Raw genomic sequence first — 23,830 nt, forward strand, 5'->3', positions numbered from 1 at the left:
CTGTGCATAAGTGCGGAGAATTGTTCATAAAGCGTTGAGTTTTGTGCATAAGCTGTATGCTCCTACATTGAGAGGCCATTACGCGTTGGAATACTACCCCGTTTGAGCCAAAAAATACGAACACAATATGTACTTTGTTGATAAAGTTGTGAACTTCGTTGATATAATGCCTATTTTTGTTGATATATTGCTCGTTTTTGTTGATAAATGCCCTATTTTTATTGATATATCGCTACGCTCCACTTTTCATACACCATTTTTGCTTAATGATCGCCAAAATCACGACTCAATCATTGCAAAGCTGGCTCTCCCCACCCGTTCATCCCCCAAAAATATAAAAAACCCACAAGGAAATTCCTTGTGGGCTATCGAGGTATTTTAGGGAAGCCTCAATTTATTATTTTTTTAATTTCATCCAAGAATCTTCAAGAGATTTTAACATTTCTTGAGAAGATTTTTGTTTTCCAACGTAAGCTTGCATTGCTGCACCAAACTCGTTAGTAGCTCCGTCTGGATATTTGAACCAGTTCCAAGATAATGTTTTGCCTTCGTTTGAGTATTTTAATAGATCGTCAGCGATAGGTCCTAAGTTTTTACCTTGAATTGTTTTTAAAGCTGGGATGAATTTGAATTTCTCAACAATGTATTTTTTACCAGTGTCAGAAGTAACCATCCATTCTAGGAATTTTTTAGCTGCTTCTTTGTTTTTAGAGTTTTTGTTAACTACCCAGTTATTTGGTACACCCATTGGTAATTTGTCCATTGCTTCTTTGTCATCGTTGATTGGAATTGGTAATACGCCTAAGTTCATGTTCGGAGTAATTCCATCAAGCATACCTTGGATCCAGTTACCTTGTTGGATCATAGCAGCTTTACCTTGAGCAAAGTTTGTAACTTGAGTGTTGTAATCAGTTGTTAAAGGATTTTTGTTACCGTATTTAACTGTTAGATCAAATAGTTTCATAAACTCTTTGAATTTTTCGTTGTCTTGAATTTTTACTTTACCTGAATTCACATCCGCCATGAATTTATCTGGATCTTGTTGTTGAGCAAAAGGAATATTTAATAAATGAATTCCTAGAATCCACCACTCACCGTAACCGATTGAGAAAGGAGTGATGCCTGCTTTTTTAAGCTTTTCAGCTGCTGCAGTTAATTCGCTTAAAGTTTTTGGTGGCTCAGTAATACCAGCTTTTGCGAATAAGTCTTTATTGTAAATAAAGCCATAACCTTCAGTATTCATAGGCATACCATAAAGTTTGCCATCGATTGTCATTGGTTTTTCAGTACCTGGATATAAATCTTTTACCCATGATTGGTCAGAAAGATCTTCTAATTTATCTTTCCATGTAACTGCTTCTTGGAATCCACCATTGTTGAAGATATCAGGCTCGTTACCTGAAGCAAATTGTGCTTTTAATGCAGCACCGTAGTCAGCACCGCCACCAACAGTTTGAATTTTAACTGTTACGTTTGGATTTTCTTTATGATAATCCTTCGCCATTTGTTCTAAATCTTTTGCAATCTCAGCTTTAAACTGGAATACGTTTAATGTTACTTTTTTATCCTTTGAATCATTTGAACCTTTGTCTGAAGATCCTCCAGAACATGCAGAGAATAACATCACTGAAGTTGTTAATGCTGCTGCAACCTTTAGCATCTTTTTCATCCTAAAAACCCCCGTCTCAATATTCTTTATTTTGAATACGCTTTCATTATACATTTAAAAATTCTTAACTAAGGATAGCCTATATTGACATGATGGGTGGAATATATTGATAGCTTCCACCCAATCACGTTATTTAATTGAACCGCTCGTAATTCCTTTAATGATATGTTTCTGTGCTGCAAAGTAGAAAAGTAGTAATGGAGTGATCCCTAAAACAAGTCCAGATAATGCTAAGTTCCATTGTTTTGTATATGCTCCAAAGAAATAGAATGTAGCAAGCGGAATCGTTCTTAACTCCATATCTCGTAAAACAAGTGATGGTAATAAGAAGTCATTCCAAATCCATAACGTATTTAAAATCACAATTGTAACCGTAATTGGTTTTAATAGAGGAAACACAACTCTCCAGAAAACCATCGCCGGTGAACATCCATCAATAATTGCCGCTTCTTCTAACTCAATCGGAATCGTTTTAATAAATCCATGATAAAGGAAGATTGATAAAGCTGAACCAAAGCCTAAATACATGATTATTAATCCCCAGTGACTATTCATTAAATGAAGAGTACTTCCAACCTTCACTAATGGAATCATAATTGATTGGAACGGAATAACCATTGTTGCTACAAAGATAAAGAAAATGACATTTGAAATCTTACTTTTCGAACGAACTAATTTATAAGCTGCCATCGAACAGAAAAAGACGATTACAACATTACTAATAACTGTCACGATTAAAGAATTCATCAGCGCTTTCCAAAAATCCATTACTTCAATTGCTTGTTTATAGTTTGTAAAATCTAAGCTTTTTGGAAGCGAAGATGTATTTTGCAAAATATCAGCAAATGATTTAAACGAGTTTCCTAATACATAATAGAAAGGAACTAAGAAGATGAGAGCAAGTATGATTGCCGCTACTTCTAATATAAAAGTTAGGCTAGTATATCGTTCTTTTAGCATTATGCCTCAACCTCCTTCTTCTTCGTAAGGTAAACTTGAATCACCGAAATTAACGCAACGACTACGAAGAATACAATCGCTTTCGCTTCACCTAATCCATAACGGTTATTAACAAAAGCCTCAGTGTAAATATTTAATGCCAACATTTCCGTAGACTTAAACGGTCCACCATTTGTTAACGAAAGGTTTGTATCAAACACTTTAAACGACCATGAAATAGTTAAAAATAAACAAACTGTTACAGCTGGTGCTACCATTGGAATAACAATTTTACGTAACACCTGGAATTTATTCGCACCATCAATTTGAGCTGCTTCAATTAATTCCTGTGGCACACCTTGCAGTGCCGCTACATAAATAACCATTATGTAACCTGCACCTTGCCAAACCGCCACGATTACAATCGCCCAAAACGCACCCTTTTCTTCTCCTAAAAGTGCTCTTTGTAAAAAGTCTGAATGTAATAACTGTCCAACCGAAATTAAACCTTTATTAAAAATGAACTGCCAAATGAATCCTAATAATAAACCACCAATCAAGTTTGGTAGGAAAAATATCGTTCTTAAAATATTTCTTGTTTTCAAGGCTTGAGTTACAATCAACGCTAAACTAAAACCAATGACATTGGTCAAAATCACCGCGAAGAATGTATATTTACCAGTTAAAAGAAATGAATGAATAAAATCTTTGTCCTGTGTAAAAATGTATTTATAATTTTCAAGTCCGACCCACTTCGCAGAATCCGCTACCCCATCCCACTCAGTAAACGAATAGAAAAACCCTATTAAAAATGGCGTTAACACGATCGCTGCAAATACAATACCTACTGGTCCTACAAACGTAAGATAATTTGAAAAATCTCTTAATTTTTTAGATGACTTCTTTGTCTTGGCATCTGATAAATTTGAATCAATCACTTTTTTCGTTTCAATCATCTGTAACACCTCCACTATCATCATAAAATACCTCTCCACTTGTGAAAACGTATTCATTTGAACAGTAGGGTGGAATATATTGACTAGATTGTTCTGATGAATGGTATTTGGTGAAAATCATGATTAATTATCGGCTTCTTCGTATGACAATATTGGACAAAAGGAGGTTATCCAAATGAACCTTATTAAATTTTTCTTTATAAATTTAATGCTATACAGCGTTATATTCCGAACTGCTACTTACTCAAACAGATATATCAGCAAACCATATACTCTTATAGATTTAGTAACGCTAATCATTAGTTTAGTAATATATTATATAGTTTTTACTTCCTTCAATAAGGTAAAAAAAGCTATAAAAACTAGTCGCTATGAAGTTTTAATTAATCTTTATATTAGTTATTCTTACTGCTGCAATTACTACAGGTGCTTTAACTGGGGACATGAAGTTTTAATCTTTCAAACAAGGAGTCGATAACCATCGGCTCCTTGTTTTTAATTAAAGGTTTATTAAAAAAACTGTGGAATTAAATTATTAGCGCTGATAAATTTTGGAGGAATTTATGATTTCGAAAAAGAGCATTTATGTATATTTGCTATACTCATTTTCATTTGCAATATCGTATTTTTTAATTAGAGTCTTCCTATTTCATGCCGAAACTAACTCAGCATTAGCCGGTTCTATTGGTGGCGGTTTTGTAGGGTTTTTAGTGTCTATTATACTGGCTAAACCGATTGAAAAATGATTTTCTGGCTAATCCGGAGATTGAGTTTGAGCGTAAAACATTCAAAAAAAGGGAGAAAATATGAAAGGTTTATTCAACAAAAAATGGCTACTAATTAGTTTCATCGGATTGGTGCTCCTCGCAAGCATCATCTGGTATGCGGTCGTCCCAATTCGTTTCGAACAGGTGTTACCAACTAACAAAACCATCGAGGAAATAGATTTTATGGAGTACATTGATGGAATGAACATGAGTTCTTACAACAACAAGTTCAAACAAAAAAATGAGATTAAATCGATCATCGACGTATTAAAAAAAACAAACTATCGAAGAGTGATTTGGCATAAAAAAACCGATCTCACCGATAAGTATCTTGATTTTGCTCTATTATACAAAAAAGAGTATCACATATTCGGCTTAAGCGAAAAAGGGTACCTCACCGTTGATGAAAAGACGTACAAAGTAACTAAACAGCCTCAAGAACTCTTTCACGAACTACTAAAAATCATGGCAATAAAAAAAGAATAAACAAATATCAGAGTACGAAAATATAAAATTTATAAAAAGAATTTACGGTTATACACTGGAGTGATTAAGGAATATGTACATTTTAAAAATTGCGATTCTACTAGGCATAGCTTCTATAGGTATATTTTCCGAGTGGCTTTTGAGAAGAAAACTTGACGTTAATGGAAAGATGTTTACATATTCAACTGTAAATAACTTTCATAAAATGGTAAATCGTCTCCTTTTACTTTTCAGCTTTATAATCTCTCTCTTAGTCGATTTTAAAGAGATTAAATTCATATCTTTCATTAATGTATGGTTCTTTTATTTAATTATCCAAACTTTTTTTCAAACATACATGCAATGGAAATATCAAAAGGGAAAGAAGGAATACATAATAAGCTTAGCGTTTTTTCCATGCATTTTAATAACTTTTATATCACTAAAACTGTTATTAAACTAATTCGTTCCATTCGTTCCATATCCAATTGGGAGCTACTTTCTGGTATTTTGATGGTATAAGAATGACCAATGGAAGAAGACTATAAAATCGAAAGCATTATTTTTCGATTTGCTCTAGTCGATCAATATGGAAAGGATGATTAAAAAATGGACATAGATGTTCCTAATGATGATGACATTGAAATGCAAGAAAAAGTGGAACTAAGCGGTAGTCTTGATAAAGTAACGGAACATCAAGTTTGGGGCGCACAAGGCTTCATGGATATTCCAACTCCAGGTAAGGATTATAGAAGAAGATATTTGGGTAATCGATATCAATGATTTGATGTATGCTTTATTTCATCTGGGCTACTTCGGTGGTCCTTTTTTTATTGAATTAAGTGGTCGGTGCTATTTAAAATTAACAGAGACTAAAAAAGAATCCCCCATAGAGATTCAGAATCACTAAATTCTCTTACTGATAAGATTATTGTAGATTTTGAAAAAGAAAGTTAAACCTCATTAAAGGGTTTCCATAATTAGACGACAAAAAACCGCCTTTTTCAAGACGGTTCATCTCCACTCTATAAGTATCCCTTACTCTTTCGGATTTCCACCAAATCGATTCTCTCCCTCTTCACTATCCAAACAGAAGAAAACCAAAAGAATTATCGTACCAATAAACGGAATCAAACAAAGTAACAGCCACCAACCGCTCTTACCAGAATCATGTAATCTACGTGCTCCTACCGCTAAGTTTGGTAACAGAGTTAAAAGACCATAAATTCCAGTTAAAACATTATCTATACCGGCAATGCTCTGTAAAATTGAAAGTATAATAGTGATAATGGCACTAAACAGGATGAACATCCAATATTCGGTTCTTCTAGCTCTTCCATTGAATACTGCGTAATTCTTTAATACTTTTAAATACCATTCCAAGAAAGATCCCTCCTAAGAAGTAAATATGGTACATTTAAGTCTATTCCTGGCATGCCTTTAACATTATTAATTTTTAATAATTGGACAATCTATTTTGAATTAACACAAAAAACCACCTAAATATTAGGCGGTAAGTAGTAGCTTTAGATTAACTCGGAGCTTGTGTTAAATGGCTTTAGGAACACTTTATACAAATAATGCAAAATTTGTTGAGGAATTCTAAAAAATATTACTGTATAATTACCTCGTAACTAAGCATTTTTGGAGAGATTTATTTTGAAGCCAATTTTCATTAAATTTTTACTGTTAATATTTTCACTTATGTTTATTTTTAGGTTTACTTTTTTTCCAGTCGCTTCTTTAGGAATAGGTGTTTCTAAAGGTGGATTAAATTTAATTCCATTAATCAACCTGTTTAATGCGTTTGGTTTTAAACAATTTATCGTTAATGTTTTTGGAAATATCCTGTTATTTGTGCCATTTGGGTTTATTTTAACGACCATCAAGCGCTCAAAAAAAGTGATAATAGTTGGCTTATTTTTATCGGTAAGTATAGAAGTTGTCCAATATCTTATGTCCTTTAGATGGTCAGATATAGATGATGTTATATTAAATTCTTTAGGAACATACATCGGGTATAAGATTGCGATGATCCTTGGAACAGAAATCAAGAAACAACGTTCGAATACATAATTGAAAGAACCTGCATCCTTTATTTGATACAGGTTTTTTTGTTATTCTTTGTACTCAAAACTTCTTGTTGGAACTGGTCCAAATCGATTTTCATGGTCTTCACTTTTAAAACAAGCCATTATTAATAAAATGATTTGTCCGATAATCGGAATTAAACTAATTAAATACCACCAACCACTTCTACCTATATCGTGTAATCTGCGAACCCCGACTGCTATTAATGGTATTAAAGTTAGCAAACCGTATATTCCTGCAAACATTTCATTAGTATTTGCAAAGTCGTCTACTAACGTAAATAAAAAAGTAATAATTGCATTAATCAACATGAACATCCAGTATTCAGTTCGGCTCGCTCGACCATGAAACCCTATGTAGTTCTTTAACACTTTTATATACCAATGCACAACTTATCTCTCCTAAGAACAAAAGTAGTGTATATTTCTTTTTATTATTCCCTGAAAAAAATCAAATCACGTATTTTATTTAAAAAATATGTAGTTTATTAATGAAAATTGAAAAATACCAACAAGTTTAAGCGATTTATCAACGTGATCTGGAATATATCAACGAGCTTGAGCAATATATCAACGAACTTTAGCGATTTATCAACGGAGTTCACAGGTTTATCAATATTGTTCACTTAGTGTTCGCCTTTCAGCTACTTTCTGCATAAAAACCAAAAAAAGGAGAAGTCCAAAACCTCGGACTCCCCCCATAAAACTTATTTATTCACATGTGTCAACGTAGCACCATAAGGAGTTACATCGAAAAAGTCTCCGTAACCAACAACAGTTCCACTTCCGTTAGCAATGACTGATTTTCTAGATTTCCATGTATCTCTCCATTGTTGGTTTACGTCTGCAGCGCGGCGGTTGACGATAATGTTCATTTTTTTCGTTTCAATTTGTTCTTTTGTTAGATTTTTTGTATCTATTTTTTTAAAGTCATCAAGGATTAGGTTTTTCGTTTTATCTGATATTGCACCACTTTGTACGAAGATATCAAACATTAGTGCGTATCCTCTTTTTGTCCATAATCCGAATGTTTGGTAATACTTTTCAGCTTGGTCAAAATACCATTTTGAAGCGTTAATTTGTTCATCGATACATTCTTTACTTGTTCCAAGGTTTTTAAAATATGTCTTCCAAGGCTCTACAACTTGGTATTTATCTTTAGGATCCGTAATTGAATCTCCCCAAGCTACTTGTTCTTTTGTCGTTTTATTCATGATGACATCTTTAAACGTATTATAAGAATCCGTATCTCCATTAAACGCTTTTAAAACGACGTCATTATGATTGTTAAACATATTTTTCATAATTGGTTGTATAGTGTTTGTTCCGAAATTTTCTTGAAGTGCACCAAATGATAAACCTTGTCCATCAAAATTACCGCTCGTTGTACCAAAAGCATCGGCTTCAGATGATGATGTTTCATACCAAGAAGTGATTCCTAGTGCCATCTTTTTAACCGATTCGCTTGCTGGAAGCTTTACTGGGCTAATCGTTTGAGTAGCTGGCTTCTTTGGAGCAACTTTCGCTTTTACTGGAATATATAATTTTTGACCAATTCTAATTGAATTTGATTTTAATTTATTTTGTTTTTTAAGTTCCGTAACGGTTGTTTTATATGATTTTGAAATTTTATAAAGCGTGTCCCCTTTTTTTACTTTATAAGTAACAGAAGCAGCATTCGCTGGCCCGACTACAGTTCCTAAAGAAAACACGATCGCAGTTGATAAAATTACATTTTTAATTGATTTTTTCATGTTAGATTACTCTCCCTTACTATTAATCTATTTATCTAGGTTAAACTCAGGATTTCATTTATTTGATTTATGCAGCTCGACAATTACTATATCAAAATAATTGTATATATTCATCGTACAAATTCTTCCATTCCAAAATCAACCAAAAAATAAAGACAAATCTTATTCGGAAATTATTCCAAAATAAGATTTGTCTTTGATTTATTATTTCTTTAACTTATCCCAACTATCCTGAATCGATTGCAGTAATTGTTTTGCATTTTTTTGTCCGCCAACATAAGCTTGCATAGAAGCACCAAATTCATTTGTTGCTCCGTCTGGATACTTAAACCAGTTCCATGAAAGTACTTTTCCATCTGATGAGTACTTTTGAATATCATCAGCTATTGGTCCTAAGCCTTTTCCTTGAATTGATTTAATTGCAGGGATGAATTTAAACTTTTCAACGATATATTTTTTCCCTGTATCAGAAGTAACCATCCAGTTTAAAAACTTCTTAGCTTCTTCTTTGTTTTTTGAATTTTTATTAACTACCCAGTTATTTGGTACGCCGACTGGGATTTTGTCCATTGCGTCTTGATCATCATTAATTGGCATTGGTAAAAGTCCAAGTTTCATATTAGGAGTAATGCCATCAATCATCCCTTGTGTCCAGTTACCTTGTTGCATCATTGCTATTTTTCCAGAAGCAAAGTTTGTCACTTGTGTATTATAATCTGTTGTTAATGGATTTTTATTTCCATATTTAATCGTTAAATCAAATAATTTGATAAACTCCTTAAACTTATCATTATCAGGAATTTTTGCTTTGCCCGAATTTAAGTCAGCGATAAATTTATCTGGATCAGGCTGCTGTGCAAATGGAATATTTAATAAATGTATACCTAAAATCCACCACTCACCATAACCAACAGAAAATGGTGTGATTCCAGCGTCTTTTAGCTTTTTAGCTGTCGCTTCTAACTCAGTTAACGTTTTCGGTAATTGGGTAATTCCTGCTTTATCAAATAAATCTTTGTTATAAATGAAGCCATATCCTTCAGTATTCATCGGCATACCTAATAATTTTCCGTCAACAGTCATCGGTTTTTCTGTTTCTGGATATAAATCTGGCACCCAAGATTGATCAGATAAATCCTCGAGTTTGTCCTTCCAAGTAATGGCTTCTTGGTAACCACCGTTATTGAAAATATCCGGTTCGTTTCCTGATGCAAATTGAGCTTTTAACGCTGCTCCATAATCGGCACCTCCACCTACTGTTTGAACTTTTACAGTTACATTTTTATTTTCTTTCTGATACTCATTCGCTAAAGCTTCAAGATCTTTAGCAATCTCAGCTTTAAACTGAAATATATTTAATGTTACTTTTTCGCCTGCTCCTGACTTTTTCTCTTCTTTTTTATTACTATTACATCCTGAAAATAACAACATACTCGTTGATAAAACAGCAATTGATTTAAATAATTTATTTTTCATTTTATCCTCCTACTTTATTGAACCACTAGTGATTCCTCTAATAATTTGTTTTTGTGCCGCAAAGAAGAAGATCAATAATGGCAAAATACCTAAAACTAGTCCAGCAAGTGCTAAATTCCATTGTTTCGTATATGCGCCAAAGAAATAAAATGTAGCGAGTGGTATCGTGCGTAGCTCTTCATCTCGCAACACAAGTGATGGTAGCAAGAAATCATTCCATATCCATAAAGTATTTAAAATAACAATTGTGACGGTAATTGGTTTTAGTAAAGGGAATACAACCTTCCAAAAAACCATAAACGGAGTACAGCCATCAATAATTGCCGCTTCTTCTAGTTCAATTGGAATACCTTTTATAAAACCGTGATAAAGGAAAATAGAAAGTGCAGATCCAAATGCTAAATACATAACAACAAGTCCATAATGACTATTCATTAAATGAAATATAGACCCAACTTTTACAAGTGGAATCATGATTGATTGGAATGGAATGACCATTGTTGCTACAAAAATGAAGAAAATAATCGTAGAAATTTTATGTCTTGTACGAACGAGTTTATAAGCTGCCATCGAACAAAATAAAACAATCACGACATTACTAGCAACCGTAACAATTAATGAATTTAAAAGTGCTCTCCAAAAGTCCATAACGACAATGGCTTGAGAGTAATTCGTGAAATCCAAAGATTTTGGGAGTGAAGATGTGTTTTGTAAAATATCTGCAAATGATTTAAACGAATTTCCTAATACATAGTAAAAAGGAATTAGAAAAAGAATCGCTAAAATAATTCCAAATAACTCAAGCAAAAATGATAATCCAGTATATCGCTCGTTTTCCACTAAGCTTCAACCTCCCTCTTCTTAGTGATATACACTTGGAGAATTGAAATAGCTGCAACAACAATGAAGAAAATAATTGCCTTTGCTTCTCCTAATCCGTAACGATTATTTACAAATGCTTCTGTGTAAATATTTAGCGCTAGCATTTCTGTTGATTTAAATGGTCCACCACCAGTAAGTGATAAATTTTGATCAAATACTTTAAATGACCATGAAATAGTTAAAAATAAACAAACCGTTACAGCCGGTGCTACCATCGGAATAATGATTTTTCTTAATGTTGTAAAACGATCCGCACCGTCCACTTGAGCCGCTTCAATCAATTCCTGAGGTACGCCTTGGAGCGCTGCCACATAGATAATCATGATATAGCCCGCACCTTGCCAAATTGCTACGATAATAATTGCCCAAAAAGCCCCATTTGCAGTGCCTAACATTGATTGCATCAAAGAATCCATGCCTAACGCTGCCCCTAATGAAGTTAGACCTTTATTAAAAATAAATTGCCATATAAAACCGAGTAGCAACCCACCGATTAAATTAGGTAAGAAAAAAATCGTTCGAAGTATATTTCTTGTTTTAAGCCCCTTTGTAACTAACAGCGCTAAGCCAAAACCAATCAAATTTGTTAAAATAACGGTGAAAAGCGTATACTTTGCAGTAATAATAAAAGACTGCTTAAAATCCGAATCTTGCGTAAATATGTACTTATAATTATCAAAACCAACATAATGAATATTTCCAACTACTCCATTCCAATTCGTAAAAGAATAATACAAGCCCATCAAAAATGGAGTTAGTACTAACGCTGCAAAAACAAGAAAAGCTGGCCCAACAAACACGATAAAACTTCCAGTATTTCGCCGTTTTTTCCGATTGGAAACCTTAAAATCAGTAGCATCATCTACTACCGATTCAATTTCATTGTTCATTGTCTTATCAAACTTTGACAACTATGTACCTCCCTTCAACTAAAAAAAAGCAACTCCACTTTATTATTTAAAAGTGGAGTTGCTTTTATTCAAGAAGCACTCTTCATATGAGAACTGCGTTGTTCCTTTTGATAATTAACAATAATAATCCCTGAAGTGACCATCATTAACCCAATAAATACAAGATACGATAAAACTTCATTAAGCATGATTGATGATAAAATCACCCCAAAAACAGGCACTAAAAATAAATACATCGATACTTTCCCAACTTGATTATATTTCATGACATTATTCCAAAGTATAAATCCTACAGCTGATAACAACGATAAATAAACTAACATACCAAACGTTCTTAAATCAAATTGGAACGGGAAAAAACCTGCCGTAAATCCCCCGATTAATAACAAACCAACAGAACCAATCATCATCTGATACGCTGTTAAATAAGCAACATCCACTTTCTTTGCAGCTTCCTTAGCAAGCACATTGCCATACCCACCAAAAGCCATCGCAAACAATAACAAAATCTCGCCAATCCCTAAATGTAAAGAAAGAGTCCCTTTCGTTAAATTAACAATAATAACCCCAATGAACCCAACCGCTACACCAACAATCTTACGCAAATTTAACCGATCATTCTTATACATAAAATGCGCAGCCAAAAGCTGAAAAAACGAAGTAGTCCCAGCAATAATCGAACCCTGAACCCCCGTCGAAAAACTCAACCCTATATAAAACAGCACATACTGTAAAAAAGTCTGAAACATCCCTACTTTTCCCACAACAAAAAAAGTATCTCGCCTAAAAGCTAACTTTCTTCCTATTAAAGTAAAAATGACCAAAATCAACAAAGAAGCCAAAAAGAAACGATAACCAGCAAAAATCATCTGCTTCCAAATCTCATTCTTCCCAATATGCAAATGCGCATAACTCAACTTAATAAACGGAAATGCACTCCCCCACAAAAAAGTCGTAACAACCGCCGACCCAATCACTCCCAAAGGATGCGTAAAAAATCTCTTAGCTGACATTGCTTCCCTCCATATGCCTTTTCTCTCTATAAATACAGTCTATTCTATCATTTATTTGGGGATTCTATCTATTTGTTTTTTAGTTTTGAGGGTGTGGATAGGGTGGATTGGGGTTTTGTTAATGGAATTGGGCATTCTTTCGACGAATAAAGGTGTATATCAACGGAGGAAAGCACTATATCAACAAAAAAGGCAATATATCAACAAAAAAAAGCGTATATCAACAAAAAACTGTACTTTATCACCAAAGTTCACAGCTTTATCAATAAAAGACACAATCTGTTCGCATTTTACAATTTAATCATCAAATTGAAATAGGTATTTTGAGCTTTTATTAAGTCCAATTCTGGCCAAATTAAGCGACTTTAACAAATACGATGCACTCGATCCTGAGGACAGCTGCAAAAAATCTCTACATTCACAATTCGTAATAAAATGGCTAATTAGATAGCCGTAATCATAGATAGCTTGAATGTGCGCATCTTTTGATTGATGGGAACACTTACAATGCCAACTACCATGTCCTCGCTTCATAATATTAACGGTACAATTCGGGCAAAACACGCCTTTAATAATCTCATTTTTATTAATATTATATTTTTCTAACACATCAAAATTTAATGTAGTATGGTTTTTTAATATAGTCTTTGTAATTCTTCTTAATTGATTTGGTGAAATTATATGATTAGTTTTGATTTCATTAAGCTTTTGAATTTTTAAAGGTAGTTGTTCTTTGTGAAATACATTTTCAAGGACTTGAGAGTTGCGAAGAGTGGTTTTTATTACAGATGAAGAATTGCTGATGATGATAAATGAGTAGATAGGAGGGATTGCTTGTTTATGTTTATCAAAGAATGCCCTCAGTTGCACCTGGTGACGATCAACTTGTAAAATCGGATTAGGAAAACTTTCTTCATTCTCCCCAATAACTCTAATAAATTGATTAAAGTCTCTCTCAAACATAAGATTTCCCAACATGTTTTTAACCTCTAATATAAGTAGATATTTGCTTGTAATTATTAAAGTATCAATCTGAAAGAAATGATTGTCCTCATTTTTCACTCTAATATTATGGAGGATATTATATTCCTTTTTTGGAAGTAAGTCTAAATAATAATCAATCTTCTTCTCCCCGTTATATCCTGCTTTGAACTTCATAAAATCACTTTCAATTATTGGACGCATTGAATGCTCTTTTGGCAATCTCCGCAAAAGCGCCTCCAATTTTAATAACATCGTAGGGATTTTTCTTTCTTTAACTATCAAAAATGGCCACTCCTTTTCTTATTACTATTAATACTACCTATTATCTAACGAAATGAAGCATATAACTGTCTGGATATGTGACCATTTTATGTATATCAACAAAACTCTGACTATATCAATAAAAATCAGTACTATATCAACAAAACCCCCCCATATATCAACAAAAATCACAGCTTTATCAATAAAAGACACAATCTGTTCGCCCCGCCACCTCACACCCCAAATCAAAAACATTAAAATTTTTTTAATCCAATAAGCAAATTTTTTCATCACAATTAAACTAATGTGTTAATATATAGTTAATAAGAATAATTTTAAATAAGTAAATAAACAACTTAGAGATTAAATAAATAGTAAGTCTTATAAAATGTACGCTGCTGTCCTAGGACGGCAGCTTTCGTCGTTTTATAAGGGTAGTGAATTTGATTATTTTTCTCAATTGATAATATGAAAGGGGTATTTATTATGGAGGCAAGTCCAAAAGTTTCAACGATTCATACTACATATGAGGCCGAGCATGTAGAGTCTTCAACGTTTCTTTCAAAGCATGGTGAGTTAATTGCTGCTTTAGTTTCTGGTGCTTTAATTCTAGTTGCTTCATTCGGAACAAAAGAACATTCGATGATGTCGATTATATTATATGTTTTAGCTTTTTGTATTGGTGGGTACGCGAAAGCTAAGGAAGGTATTGAGGATACGATTGCTGAAAAGGAATTAAACGTAGAAATGTTAATGATCATTGCTGCTGTTGGTTCGGCTGCAATTGGTTATTGGACTGAGGGTGCCGTTCTGATTTTCATTTTTGCTTTAAGTGGCGCGCTTGAGACTTATACGTTAAATAAGACAAATAAAGAGATTTCTTCTTTGTTGTCGCTTCAGCCGCAAACGGCGATTCGTTTAGTTGGTGATGTTGAAGAAGTTGTTAGCATTAAAAGTTTAAGTATTGGTGATTCGATTTTAATTAAAGCCGGGGAGCGTATTCCTGCTGATGGTCAGATTATTAAAGGTGAAACTTTAGTTGATGAATCAGCTCTTACTGGTGAATCGATTCCGGTCGTTAAAAATTTAAAGGATGAAGTTTTTGCAGGAACAATTAATATTAAGGGTACGCTTGTGGTTGAGATTACTAAGCATAGTGATGAGACTCTTTTCCAAAAAATCATTAATCTTGTTCAAACAGCTCAAAGTGAACAAACACCTTCTCAACAATTTATTGAGAGATTCGAAGGGGTTTATGTTAAAGGTGTATTAATTGTCGTACTGTTTATGATGTTTTTACCGCATTTTGCATTGGATTGGTCATGGACGACAACTTTTTATCGAGCGATGATTTTACTAGTTGTTGCTTCTCCTTGTGCACTTGTAGCATCTATTACACCGGCTGTATTATCGGCAATTTCAAATGGAGCAAAATCTGGAATTCTCGTTAAGGGTGGTATTCATTTAGAGCGTTTAGCTGTTTTAAAAGCAATTGCGTTCGATAAGACTGGTACTTTAACTATTGGTAAACCTGAAGTGACAGGGTTTGAAAAAGTAGAAAATTTAGATCGAACTGAGTTATTATCAATCGTTGCTTCTATTGAAAGATTTTCAACTCATCCATTAGCTGCTGCTATTGTTGATTATGTGACGAAAGAAGGAATCACTGTTTCATCATCTTTCGAACAAATTGATGACCATCCTGGTTTCGGCGTTTCTGCGATTTTAAATGGTACGGAATACAAAGTTGGTAAAAAAGAATTCGTTACGATGACACAAAATCCATTACTACATTTTGAACAACAGTGGGAACAAGAAGGAAAAACAATTGTTTATGTTGGTACTGAGGATCAAGTCGTTGCGATTTTCTCATTAAAAGATTTAGTTCGTAATGAGTCAAAACAAGCTTTATCTACTTTAAATAAACTAGGTGTTCAAACAGTCATGATTACAGGTGACTCTGAACAAACGGCAAAAGCGATTGCTGCAGAAAGTGAAATTAATGAATACTTCGCATCTTGTCTACCGGATGAAAAAGTATCGATTGTTAAAAAGCTAAAAGACAACTATGGCCAGGTAGCAATGGTTGGTGACGGAATAAATGATGCGCCTGCTCTTGCGACTGCTAATGTTGGTATTGCAATGGGTGGCGGAACTGGGGTAGCTTTAGAAACTGCTGATGTAGTTTTAATGAAAAACGACTTAACAAAAATTTCAAAAGCGATCACTTTATCAAAACGTATGAACAAAATTGTAAAGCAAAATATTATCTTTTCGCTTACAGTAATCGCATTTCTAATTTGCTCGAATTTCCTACAAATCATTGATCTACCTTATGGAGTAATCGGTCATGAAGGTAGTACAATTTTAGTTATCCTTAACTCATTAAGATTATTAAGAGATTAAAAAAAACGCATCGTACTCATACTGTACGATGCGTTTTTTTGACTGAATTGACGGTAATGAGCAATGCAAGCAGGCAAAGTCCGCATTTTTCTTCAGTCTAAATATTAATGATAATCATTATGTCCGTTTGCAGATCCACTTGTTTTGTTCTTTGGATGAGAGCTACTTTTTTGCTTCTTATTAGATTTATCATTATGATTTTTCTTATTGTTACTCATACTTATTTCCCTCCCTCTATTGAAGTCCTTTTTAGTTTACCTGTTTAAAAAAAGACTACTCATGGAAGAAAACGCCATTATTATAGAAGAAACTATTTCGGATCTTGCTGTTTAGGGTCAATTAATTTAGGTTTAGGTTTGAGCTTGCCATATTGTCGCTCTTTGATTAAAGCATTTAATTCACCGCCAATTATGACAACCATCGCCGATATGAAAAACCAAATCATTAAAACGATAATTCCACCTAAACTTCCATAATGACTTGTGAAATTGCCGAAATTGTCTACATAAAAGGCAAAGCCAAACGAAGAAATAATCCATCCTAAAGTTGCAAAAAGTGATCCAAAGAAAACTTTTTTAATGTGGACAACCTTACTCGGTCCAATTGAATATAAAACAGTAAATACAATTAACAAGATCACAAAACTTAGTGTCCAACGAATGATGCTCCAAGTATAAAGGAAATCATTTGATATACCTAAAAATTCAAATACAAATTTAGCAATAACTTTTCCAAATACCGGTATCAATAACGCAAACACGATTACAAAAATCATAATAATTGTTAAAATAATCGAAACCCCTCTTGTAACAAAGTAATTTCGTTTATCTTCTACATTATAAGCATCATTTAGTGCTCGAATGATTGCATTAATACCATTAGACGACGCCCAAAGTGTTGCGATTACCCCTACTGATAAAACGCCACCATGTGATTGGCCAATTATTAGTTGTAAATTACTTTTGATAATTGCCATTGCATCTGGTGGAGCGTATTGACTTAAGAAAGACATAATTTCATCAGTAGTGAGTGGTAAAAAGGTAATAACCTGTGTTAGAACAATTAGAAATGGAAAAAGAGATAGCATTAAATAATATGCTAGCTCTGCTGAACGAGATGTTATTTCGTCTTCCATACACTTTTTCGTTAAGTCCCAACCAAATGCTACAATAGAATTTTTTTTGTTAATCAAATTGACACCTTCAATTGTTATTCTTTAGATGTATTACCTGCCAATAAAATTGATTCAACTTTTTCTTGTACTTCATCTGCATTTTCTTCAGTAATATCTTCAATACCTTCAAGAGAAGCTTCTAACTGCTCATCTGTTTCAGAAGATTCGTTCTCGTGAGTTACCTCATGAGAAGTCGCTGAAATTTGCGATTTACCTTCTTCTAGATCGATTGAATCTTCAATTTTTGCTTCAACAGCCTCAACAGCCTTCTCAGAAACCTTTGAAGATCCTTTGTCGAACTTATTTAATGTAGAATCTTTAATTTCGATCCATTTATCTTTTACAAGCTGAACATTGCCTTCTAATTTTTCAACTGAGCTTTGAACAACCCTCAATTGATTTCTTACAGCACCTTTTACGATTTCTGGATCTTCTTTAATTTGATTTAATTTGTTTGTAACGCTTCTTCCCTTACGTGAGATTTTCTCACGATTTTCCTTGTTAAGTAGGGAAACTCCTGCACCAATTGCGACTCCGACTAGAATATTGCGTAAAGCTTTGTTACGTTTTGACATTCTACATCCTCCTCTAAACTGTTAATTGGTGTTGCTTTAAAATATGTTGAAGTAAATGTGAACATCCTTCAGTTACGATGTCAAATACTTCATTAAAATTACCCGTATAATATGGATCAGGCACTTCCTTCCACATTGATGCTGGAACATAATCTGAAAGTAGTGAAATCTCTCCTATACAATTATTTCTTGCTAAATTCATTAAATCCTCTTTATTCTGTGCATCCATAGCAACAATATAACTAAAATATTTAAAGTCATTATCTGTCACTTTTCGAGCTTTCATACCCTCGCAATTTATACCCTTTTCGCTTAATAATCCCTGTGTTCCCTTATGAGGAGGGTGACCTAAATGCCAATCCCCAGTACCCGCTGAGTCTATCATAAATTGTTTTTCTAACCCTTTTTCTGTCACTAAATGACGAAAAACAGCCTCAGCCATTGGCGAACGACAAATGTTACCTAAACAGACAAATAATACTTGTATCATCTCGATGTCTCCTTCAAATTATTTACACTTCTACCAAAAATTAGCTGTTTGTTCCGTATTCATTCTACCACGGTATATTTTAAAATGAAAAGCAAGCTATTATGAATAATTTATGGACAGTATAAATAAGATAAAAGTTATAATGCTTATTTTTTACATATTAGCTATGTTTACACTTACTTTTTAAAAATAATTTTAATTACAGCGTAAAAAATTTAATTTTTACAGATAAATTAATTGTATTTTTAAACCACCTTGACTATATTTAGTAGAGACAACTAAATGTACGCTGATCCACAAGGGGAGCCAATTGGCTGAGAGTGAATAGAATAGCTATTCTTACCCTTCGAACCTGTTAGTTAATACTAACGTAGGGATGTGGCACGATGAAAAGCAACACTGGGATCATCATGCTACCCGTGTTGCTTTTTTATGTACTTCAACTCGAAATCCCAAACTGTGGAAACGACTCTCATTAAAAAAGTGTTTCACTACATAAGTTGTCCACGAATAAAGGGGGAAATATAAATGAAGACATCAAAGATTCAATTAATGGCAGAAATAGCGATGTGTGCAGCACTTGCAATCGTATTCGACTTCTTACCACTATTTACAGCACCTCAAGGAGGATCCGTATCACTAACAATGATTCCAGTTTTCCTAATCGCTTTCCGTTGGGGATTAAAACAAGGCTTAATTACTGGACTATTACTAGCAATTCTACAACTAATCACAAAACCTTATTACGTACATCCAATACAAATATTCTTAGACTATATCGCAGCATTTACAAGCATAGGCCTAGCAGGTATCGTATTTAAACAAATAAAAAACAACCTAGCAAACGGCAATAAAACAAGCGCAGCAGTTTACATTATTATAGGAACATTTATAGGCTCACTAGCTCGATTCATCTGCCACTTTATTGCAGGAGTTGTATTTTACGGCTCATACGCACCAAAAGGCACTCCGGTTCCACTTTATTCATTAGTATATAACGCTTGGTATATGGTTCCTTCATTTATAATAAGTGCTGCTTTATTAATTATCTTGCTTTCCTCAGCACCAATTCTTGTTAACGTTAAGAAGAATCGAAATCAGGCAGCTTAAGACATTTATATAGGAAGAAAAAAATACATTCAAATTGAAAATCACAAGTTTAGCTTGTGGTTTTTTGTTTGTTTTTGGTTAGTAAACTCACGAACAGGGCCAGTTTTTTAGCAATATATCAATAAAATGCGCACTTAATTAACGGCCGATGACATATATCAACAGGAATGAGCATTTTATCAACGGGAATCTGCACTTTATCAACGGAAATCTGCACTTTATCAACGGGAATGAGCATTTTATCAACGAAGTTCACAACTTTATCAATATAGTTCATCAAGTGTTCGTATTTTTTAAAATACACCTGCTGTATTCCAACGCACAGCAGCTCCCCTTAGTGCCCCGAACCCCTTTTATGCACAAAAACCTCTACTTTATGAACAAATCATAACCATTTACGCACAAAAATCAACGCTTTATAAACTAAGTTCAAAGCTTTATGCACAAAGTACATATTTTGTGCGATTTCCTTCCCCTCTCCTTCACCCAGATGCCCCAAGCCCAAATCAAAATATTCCTCTAAAATTTGAACACTTTGTGAATTTTAGTTATCTGTCCTTTTCTTCAATCATATATATAAAATACAGAAAATTTTCGAAGGGGGTATTTACAATGGCTTATGATGTGCTCATCTTTTTCTTTTACGTGATTATTCTTTTAGGTATGATTGGTTCATTTTTCTTAGTATTAAAAAATGCGTTTAATGAGGATGATGTAGTTAGAATTGATCCTAAGCTATCCCTTCCCGAAGAAATGGCACATTCATAGAAATTTGACCCCATCAAAGCAGATGGGGTTTTCTATTTTAATATAATGCTACCTACCAATTTAACGTTAAATTTACTAATTGTTGTCTTAGCTATCAAATATTACCATGACTATTATCGGTCATTATCAGTTAAGATTGTGTATATGGTTTTTTAATCTTTTACATCATTTAGAGGAGGTATTTTAATGGAAACATCATCCATCTCAAAAACGACTGTTGATGTGCTAAACAAGCAAATAGCAGACTGGAATATTCTATTTGTAAAGTTGCATAACTATCACTGGTATGTAAAAGGTCCAAATTTTTTCACTCTACATACTAAATTTGAAGAATTTTACAACGAGGCGAATTTACATATTGATGAGCTAGCGGAGCGAGTGTTAATAATTGGTGGAAAACCACTTGGCACAGTGAGAGAATATCTTGATACTTCATGTATAAAAGAAGCAAATACAAGTGTTACTGCTGATGAAATGGTACAGGACATTGTTAAGGACTTTAAATACTTAATTGAAGAATTAAAAGATGGTATGGAAATTGCAGAGTTTGAATCTGATTCTGTAACACATGATTTATTATTAACAATTCGTGAAAAGCTTGCTAAGCATGTTTGGATGTTAACGGCTTATTTAAATTAAAACTTTAAGGCTAAATTAAGAAAAACAGAGTAAAGTAAGTTGGAGAGTTGATCCATTTTACTTTACTCTGTTTTTTCTTTTCTTATATTTTTACTAAAATTATAGTTTAGTAGACCCCCATTTTTTAACTAAATTCTTATTTTCCTATATGAAAACAGGTATAAAGTACTAGGAATATCAAACTACAAATTTACCCTCCATATTATATTTTCCACAAAATTCTTACAATTTACGACAAACTTCTTCTTTTTTCTATCTTTTTTTCAAACACATCTTATTGACTATTTCACCTACATAAATGTAAACGTTTTCATAATTAACAAATCCTACTGCCTCTTATTTTAATTAGTATATCAACCTTTTTATCGTGTCCTCATTACAAATTTTACCTATTTATTGACTAGTTGAACAGGTTTAAATTCAAAATCTAGTTAAAAAGGACTATTTATTACAGGCTTTGATACCGTATTGAAACATTCGCGTAATAATATTATACTTATAAAAATTCTAAATAAACCAACAATTTGCTCATGATATCGCGAAAGGAGATACGATATGTCAAAACCTCTTTTGGAAATCGAACATTTAACGACATCGTTTCGTATAAACAACCAATATTATCCTGCTGTAGATGATGTGTCATTGACTGTCCATGAAAATGAGATTCTCGCAATTGTAGGTGAATCTGGCTGTGGTAAAAGTGCACTAGCCCTCTCAATTCTTGGACTACATTCAAATAATCGTACAAAAATGAATGGATCAATCTCTTACAAGGGTACGAATTTACTAACACTAAATGATAGTAAATTAAATAAGATTCGAGGTAAGGAAATCGGAATGATTTTCCAGGAACCTCTAACCGCTTTAAATCCGCTAATGACGATTGGTAAACAAATTGAAGAGAACTTAGATTACCATACTGATTTATCAAAATCGCAGAAAAAAGAGCGTGCGCTAGAGTTACTTAATCAAGTTGGTATTCCGAAACCAGAAGTTACTTACAAACAGTACCCACATGAATTATCTGGTGGGATGAGACAGCGTGCAATGATTTCGATTGCAATTGCTTGTAATCCGTCATTCATTATCGCTGACGAGCCTACTACCGCTTTAGATGTAACGATACAAGCTCAAATTTTAGATTTACTAAAAGAAATTCAAAAGACAACGAAACTTGGAATCATTTTAATCACTCATGATTTAAGCGTAGTTGCTGAAGTAGCAGACCGAGTTGCTGTTATGTATGCTGGACAAATTATTGAGACTGGTTCAGTAGAAGAAATACTAAATAATCCATTACACCCATACACAAGATCACTATTAAACTCTATTCCTACTACTCATTCAAAAAATCAAAGACTTCATATTATTGAAGGCACAGTGCCACCATTAGACAAACTACCAAGAACCGGCTGTCGATTCAGCCACCGTATTCCTTGGATTCAATCTTATGCTCATGAAAATCAACCTAACTTGCACGAAGTCACACCAAATCATTATGTACGTTGTTCTTGTTATAAGCATTTCCATTTCAAGAACGAGAAAGGAGCACCGATCGTAAATGTCTCTATTAAAGGTTGATAACTTAAAAGTACATTACCCAATTCGCGGTGGTATCTTTCGAACAGTTGTAGATCACGTTAGAGCTGTTGATGGAATTTCATTTGAACTTAGCGAAGGCGAAACATATGGCCTAATTGGAGAATCTGGTAGTGGAAAATCTACTGCAGGTAAAGCGATTTTACAATTAACAAAGGCTACACATGGAAGTATTGAGTTTTTAGACAATGACTTAATAGCGTTAAGTAAAAAACAATTGCGAGCATTTCGTCAAGAAATTCAAATGATCTTTCAAGACCCATACTCTTCTCTAAATCCTAAAAAGCGAATTATTGATCTAGTTGCAGAACCTTTAAGAAACTTTCAAAGTTTAACACCTGAAGAAGAGCGTGAAAGAGTTCTTTATTATCTAGATAAAGTAGGTCTATCACCAGAGTCTCTGTACAAATATCCACATGAATTTTCTGGTGGTCAACGTCAACGTATTGGGATTGCTAGAGCTTTAACTTTGCAACCAAAGTTAATCGTTGCAGATGAGCCAGTTTCAGCATTGGACGTTTCTGTACAAGCACAAGTACTTAACTTCCTACAAGATTTACAGGAAGAATTCAAATTAACTTATTTATTTATCGGTCATGACTTAGGTGTTATCCGCCATTTATGTGATCGAATTGGTGTTATGTATCGCGGTAGACTTGTTGAAGAAGGCACTACTGACGATATATTAAATAACCCGCAACATATCTATACTAAACGCTTAATCGCAGCAATACCTGACATTCGTCCAGAAGTTAGAGAAGAAAAAATTAGAGAAAGACAAGCAGTTAGAGAAGAATACCAACAAAACTTTTCTTCTTACTTTGATGAAAATGGTCGACCATTTGATTTAAAGGCAATATCAGATACTCATCGAGTAGCATTACCATAGAAAGGAGTAACGA

25 protein-coding genes and 1 riboswitch are annotated in these 23,830 nt (G+C 33.6%); of the genes, 11 read left to right on the forward strand and 14 right to left on the reverse strand.

The genetic code is table 11. The annotated features are described in order from the left end of the window. Window positions 1-397: 397 nt before the first annotated feature. The 3 genes from ACFCYN_RS04705 to ACFCYN_RS04715 form a co-directional block, all read right to left on the reverse strand. On the reverse strand, window positions 398-1,669 hold the full coding sequence (locus ACFCYN_RS04705) for an ABC transporter substrate-binding protein (RefSeq protein ID WP_172446917.1): 1,272 nt from the start codon (window positions 1,667-1,669) through the stop codon (window positions 398-400). 129 nt (window positions 1,670-1,798) lie between these two features. After that, complete coding sequence (locus ACFCYN_RS04710) at window positions 1,799-2,629, reverse strand: carbohydrate ABC transporter permease (RefSeq protein WP_172446916.1); 831 nt, start codon at window positions 2,627-2,629, stop codon at window positions 1,799-1,801. Beyond that, entirely contained in the window at window positions 2,629-3,564 is a 936-nt protein-coding gene (locus tag ACFCYN_RS04715; protein ID WP_375947882.1) for a carbohydrate ABC transporter permease, read from the reverse strand. Before ACFCYN_RS04715 ends, ACFCYN_RS04710 begins: the two co-directional genes overlap by 1 nt. A gap of 563 nt (window positions 3,565-4,127) precedes the next feature. Here ACFCYN_RS04715 and ACFCYN_RS04720 point away from each other — a divergent pair. The 4 genes from ACFCYN_RS04720 to ACFCYN_RS04735 all read left to right on the forward strand — a co-directional run bounded on the left by ACFCYN_RS04720 (window position 4,128) and on the right by ACFCYN_RS04735 (window position 5,579). Continuing rightward, on the forward strand, window positions 4,128-4,310 hold the full coding sequence (locus tag ACFCYN_RS04720) for a hypothetical protein (RefSeq protein WP_375947884.1): 183 nt from the start codon (window positions 4,128-4,130) through the stop codon (window positions 4,308-4,310). A 60-nt stretch (window positions 4,311-4,370) separates the two neighbouring features. Next, the gene (locus ACFCYN_RS04725) at window positions 4,371-4,817 is read left to right on the forward strand and encodes a hypothetical protein (protein WP_172446913.1); all 447 of its coding nucleotides are present in this window, start codon (window positions 4,371-4,373) and stop codon (window positions 4,815-4,817) included. Window positions 4,818-4,890: 73 nt separating this feature from the next. Continuing rightward, window positions 4,891-5,259 carry a DUF4181 domain-containing protein gene (locus ACFCYN_RS04730; RefSeq protein WP_375947886.1) on the forward strand — a complete coding sequence of 123 codons (369 nt, stop codon included), beginning with the start codon at window positions 4,891-4,893 and terminating at the stop codon, window positions 5,257-5,259. Between the two features lie 146 nt (window positions 5,260-5,405). Further along, window positions 5,406-5,579 carry a hypothetical protein gene (locus ACFCYN_RS04735; RefSeq protein ID WP_172446911.1) on the forward strand — a complete coding sequence of 58 codons (174 nt, stop codon included), beginning with the start codon at window positions 5,406-5,408 and terminating at the stop codon, window positions 5,577-5,579. A 255-nt stretch (window positions 5,580-5,834) separates the two neighbouring features. On the opposite strand, the gene ACFCYN_RS04740 is transcribed toward ACFCYN_RS04735, so the two are convergent. Beyond that, the gene (locus tag ACFCYN_RS04740) at window positions 5,835-6,179 is read right to left on the reverse strand and encodes a DUF805 domain-containing protein (protein WP_375947889.1); all 345 of its coding nucleotides are present in this window, start codon (window positions 6,177-6,179) and stop codon (window positions 5,835-5,837) included. A 276-nt stretch (window positions 6,180-6,455) separates the two neighbouring features. On the opposite strand from ACFCYN_RS04740, the gene ACFCYN_RS04745 reads away from it, so the two are divergent. Further along, window positions 6,456-6,872 carry a VanZ family protein gene (locus ACFCYN_RS04745; protein WP_172446909.1) on the forward strand — a complete coding sequence of 139 codons (417 nt, stop codon included), beginning with the start codon at window positions 6,456-6,458 and terminating at the stop codon, window positions 6,870-6,872. Window positions 6,873-6,913: 41 nt separating this feature from the next. On the opposite strand, the gene ACFCYN_RS04750 is transcribed toward ACFCYN_RS04745, so the two are convergent. From ACFCYN_RS04750 to ACFCYN_RS04780, 7 genes are all read right to left on the reverse strand, one after another. Continuing rightward, the gene (locus ACFCYN_RS04750; protein WP_172446908.1) at window positions 6,914-7,276 is read right to left on the reverse strand and encodes a DUF805 domain-containing protein; all 363 of its coding nucleotides are present in this window, start codon (window positions 7,274-7,276) and stop codon (window positions 6,914-6,916) included. A 317-nt stretch (window positions 7,277-7,593) separates the two neighbouring features. After that, complete coding sequence (locus ACFCYN_RS04755; RefSeq protein WP_375947892.1) at window positions 7,594-8,640, reverse strand: LysM peptidoglycan-binding domain-containing protein; 1,047 nt, start codon at window positions 8,638-8,640, stop codon at window positions 7,594-7,596. Window positions 8,641-8,844: 204 nt separating this feature from the next. After that, window positions 8,845-10,116 (reverse strand): ABC transporter substrate-binding protein, encoded by a 1,272-nt coding sequence (locus ACFCYN_RS04760; RefSeq protein WP_375947894.1) that lies wholly within the window; start codon window positions 10,114-10,116, stop codon window positions 8,845-8,847. Between the two features lie 9 nt (window positions 10,117-10,125). Beyond that, the gene (locus ACFCYN_RS04765) at window positions 10,126-10,956 is read right to left on the reverse strand and encodes a carbohydrate ABC transporter permease (protein ID WP_172446905.1); all 831 of its coding nucleotides are present in this window, start codon (window positions 10,954-10,956) and stop codon (window positions 10,126-10,128) included. Beyond that, the gene (locus tag ACFCYN_RS04770) at window positions 10,956-11,888 is read right to left on the reverse strand and encodes a carbohydrate ABC transporter permease (protein ID WP_375948018.1); all 933 of its coding nucleotides are present in this window, start codon (window positions 11,886-11,888) and stop codon (window positions 10,956-10,958) included. The genes ACFCYN_RS04765 and ACFCYN_RS04770 overlap by 1 nt, the downstream gene beginning before the upstream one ends. Window positions 11,889-11,977: 89 nt before the next feature. Next, window positions 11,978-12,922 carry a DMT family transporter gene (locus ACFCYN_RS04775; protein WP_172446904.1) on the reverse strand — a complete coding sequence of 315 codons (945 nt, stop codon included), beginning with the start codon at window positions 12,920-12,922 and terminating at the stop codon, window positions 11,978-11,980. Window positions 12,923-13,219: 297 nt separating this feature from the next. Continuing rightward, on the reverse strand, window positions 13,220-14,188 hold the full coding sequence (locus tag ACFCYN_RS04780; RefSeq protein WP_172446903.1) for a nuclease-related domain-containing protein: 969 nt from the start codon (window positions 14,186-14,188) through the stop codon (window positions 13,220-13,222). A gap of 465 nt (window positions 14,189-14,653) precedes the next feature. On the opposite strand from ACFCYN_RS04780, the gene ACFCYN_RS04785 reads away from it, so the two are divergent. Next, a complete protein-coding gene (locus ACFCYN_RS04785) occupies window positions 14,654-16,573 on the forward strand; it encodes a heavy metal translocating P-type ATPase (RefSeq protein WP_375947897.1) in 1,920 nt (639 codons plus the stop codon). 310 nt (window positions 16,574-16,883) lie between these two features. Here ACFCYN_RS04785 and ACFCYN_RS04790 read toward each other — a convergent pair whose 3' ends face one another. From ACFCYN_RS04790 to ACFCYN_RS04800, 3 genes are read right to left on the reverse strand one after another with little or no spacing between them, the layout of a single operon-like run. Beyond that, entirely contained in the window at window positions 16,884-17,765 is an 882-nt protein-coding gene (locus tag ACFCYN_RS04790; RefSeq protein ID WP_216853978.1) for a YihY/virulence factor BrkB family protein, read from the reverse strand. Between the two features lie 17 nt (window positions 17,766-17,782). Beyond that, entirely contained in the window at window positions 17,783-18,322 is a 540-nt protein-coding gene (locus tag ACFCYN_RS04795) for a hypothetical protein (protein WP_172446901.1), read from the reverse strand. Between the two features lie 13 nt (window positions 18,323-18,335). Then, complete coding sequence (locus ACFCYN_RS04800; RefSeq protein WP_375947899.1) at window positions 18,336-18,812, reverse strand: low molecular weight protein-tyrosine-phosphatase; 477 nt, start codon at window positions 18,810-18,812, stop codon at window positions 18,336-18,338. Between the two features lie 289 nt (window positions 18,813-19,101). Further along, window positions 19,102-19,206: riboswitch (TPP riboswitch) on the forward strand. A 134-nt stretch (window positions 19,207-19,340) separates the two neighbouring features. Here ACFCYN_RS04800 and thiT point away from each other — a divergent pair. The 5 genes from thiT to ACFCYN_RS04825 all read left to right on the forward strand — a co-directional run bounded on the left by thiT (window position 19,341) and on the right by ACFCYN_RS04825 (window position 23,817). Next, a complete protein-coding gene (thiT, locus tag ACFCYN_RS04805; RefSeq protein WP_172446899.1) occupies window positions 19,341-19,922 on the forward strand; it encodes an energy-coupled thiamine transporter ThiT in 582 nt (193 codons plus the stop codon). A 612-nt stretch (window positions 19,923-20,534) separates the two neighbouring features. After that, window positions 20,535-20,690: a hypothetical protein gene (locus ACFCYN_RS04810; protein WP_375947901.1), complete on the forward strand. Its 156-nt coding sequence runs from the start codon at window positions 20,535-20,537 to the stop codon at window positions 20,688-20,690. Between the two features lie 186 nt (window positions 20,691-20,876). Beyond that, window positions 20,877-21,329 carry a Dps family protein gene (locus ACFCYN_RS04815; protein WP_375947903.1) on the forward strand — a complete coding sequence of 151 codons (453 nt, stop codon included), beginning with the start codon at window positions 20,877-20,879 and terminating at the stop codon, window positions 21,327-21,329. Window positions 21,330-21,884: 555 nt separating this feature from the next. Next, complete coding sequence (locus ACFCYN_RS04820) at window positions 21,885-22,910, forward strand: ABC transporter ATP-binding protein (RefSeq protein ID WP_172446896.1); 1,026 nt, start codon at window positions 21,885-21,887, stop codon at window positions 22,908-22,910. Continuing rightward, window positions 22,891-23,817: an ABC transporter ATP-binding protein gene (locus tag ACFCYN_RS04825; RefSeq protein ID WP_172446895.1), complete on the forward strand. Its 927-nt coding sequence runs from the start codon at window positions 22,891-22,893 to the stop codon at window positions 23,815-23,817. Before ACFCYN_RS04820 ends, ACFCYN_RS04825 begins: the two co-directional genes overlap by 20 nt. Window positions 23,818-23,830 lie beyond the last annotated feature (13 nt).

The organism is Gottfriedia sp. NPDC056225 (assembly GCF_042267765.1).
Lineage (GTDB): Bacteria > Bacillota > Bacilli > Bacillales > Bacillaceae_G > Gottfriedia.

Excerpts from the sequence above, each read along its gene's own strand:
- ACFCYN_RS04705 (WP_172446917.1), bottom strand. The coding sequence starts at position 1,669 with ATGAAAAAGATGCTAAAGGTTGCAGCAGCATTAACAACTTCAGTGATG.
- ACFCYN_RS04710 (WP_172446916.1), bottom strand. The coding sequence starts at position 2,629 with ATGCTAAAAGAACGATATACTAGCCTAACTTTTATATTAGAAGTAGCG.
- ACFCYN_RS04715 (WP_375947882.1), bottom strand. The coding sequence starts at position 3,564 with ATGATTGAAACGAAAAAAGTGATTGATTCAAATTTATCAGATGCCAAG.
- ACFCYN_RS04720 (WP_375947884.1), top strand. The coding sequence starts at position 4,128 with ATGATTTCGAAAAAGAGCATTTATGTATATTTGCTATACTCATTTTCA.
- ACFCYN_RS04725 (WP_172446913.1), top strand. The coding sequence starts at position 4,371 with ATGAAAGGTTTATTCAACAAAAAATGGCTACTAATTAGTTTCATCGGA.
- ACFCYN_RS04730 (WP_375947886.1), top strand. The coding sequence starts at position 4,891 with ATGTACATTTTAAAAATTGCGATTCTACTAGGCATAGCTTCTATAGGT.
- ACFCYN_RS04735 (WP_172446911.1), top strand. The coding sequence starts at position 5,406 with ATGGACATAGATGTTCCTAATGATGATGACATTGAAATGCAAGAAAAA.
- ACFCYN_RS04755 (WP_375947892.1), bottom strand. The coding sequence starts at position 8,640 with ATGAAAAAATCAATTAAAAATGTAATTTTATCAACTGCGATCGTGTTT.
- ACFCYN_RS04760 (WP_375947894.1), bottom strand. The coding sequence starts at position 10,116 with ATGAAAAATAAATTATTTAAATCAATTGCTGTTTTATCAACGAGTATG.
- ACFCYN_RS04770 (WP_375948018.1), bottom strand. The coding sequence starts at position 11,888 with ATGAACAATGAAATTGAATCGGTAGTAGATGATGCTACTGATTTTAAG.
- ACFCYN_RS04775 (WP_172446904.1), bottom strand. The coding sequence starts at position 12,922 with ATGTCAGCTAAGAGATTTTTTACGCATCCTTTGGGAGTGATTGGGTCG.
- ACFCYN_RS04785 (WP_375947897.1), top strand. The coding sequence starts at position 14,654 with ATGGAGGCAAGTCCAAAAGTTTCAACGATTCATACTACATATGAGGCC.
- ACFCYN_RS04795 (WP_172446901.1), bottom strand. The coding sequence starts at position 18,322 with ATGTCAAAACGTAACAAAGCTTTACGCAATATTCTAGTCGGAGTCGCA.
- ACFCYN_RS04800 (WP_375947899.1), bottom strand. The coding sequence starts at position 18,812 with ATGATACAAGTATTATTTGTCTGTTTAGGTAACATTTGTCGTTCGCCA.
- thiT (WP_172446899.1), top strand. The coding sequence starts at position 19,341 with ATGAAGACATCAAAGATTCAATTAATGGCAGAAATAGCGATGTGTGCA.
- ACFCYN_RS04810 (WP_375947901.1), top strand. The coding sequence starts at position 20,535 with ATGGCTTATGATGTGCTCATCTTTTTCTTTTACGTGATTATTCTTTTA.
- ACFCYN_RS04815 (WP_375947903.1), top strand. The coding sequence starts at position 20,877 with ATGGAAACATCATCCATCTCAAAAACGACTGTTGATGTGCTAAACAAG.
- ACFCYN_RS04820 (WP_172446896.1), top strand. The coding sequence starts at position 21,885 with ATGTCAAAACCTCTTTTGGAAATCGAACATTTAACGACATCGTTTCGT.
- ACFCYN_RS04825 (WP_172446895.1), top strand. The coding sequence starts at position 22,891 with ATGTCTCTATTAAAGGTTGATAACTTAAAAGTACATTACCCAATTCGC.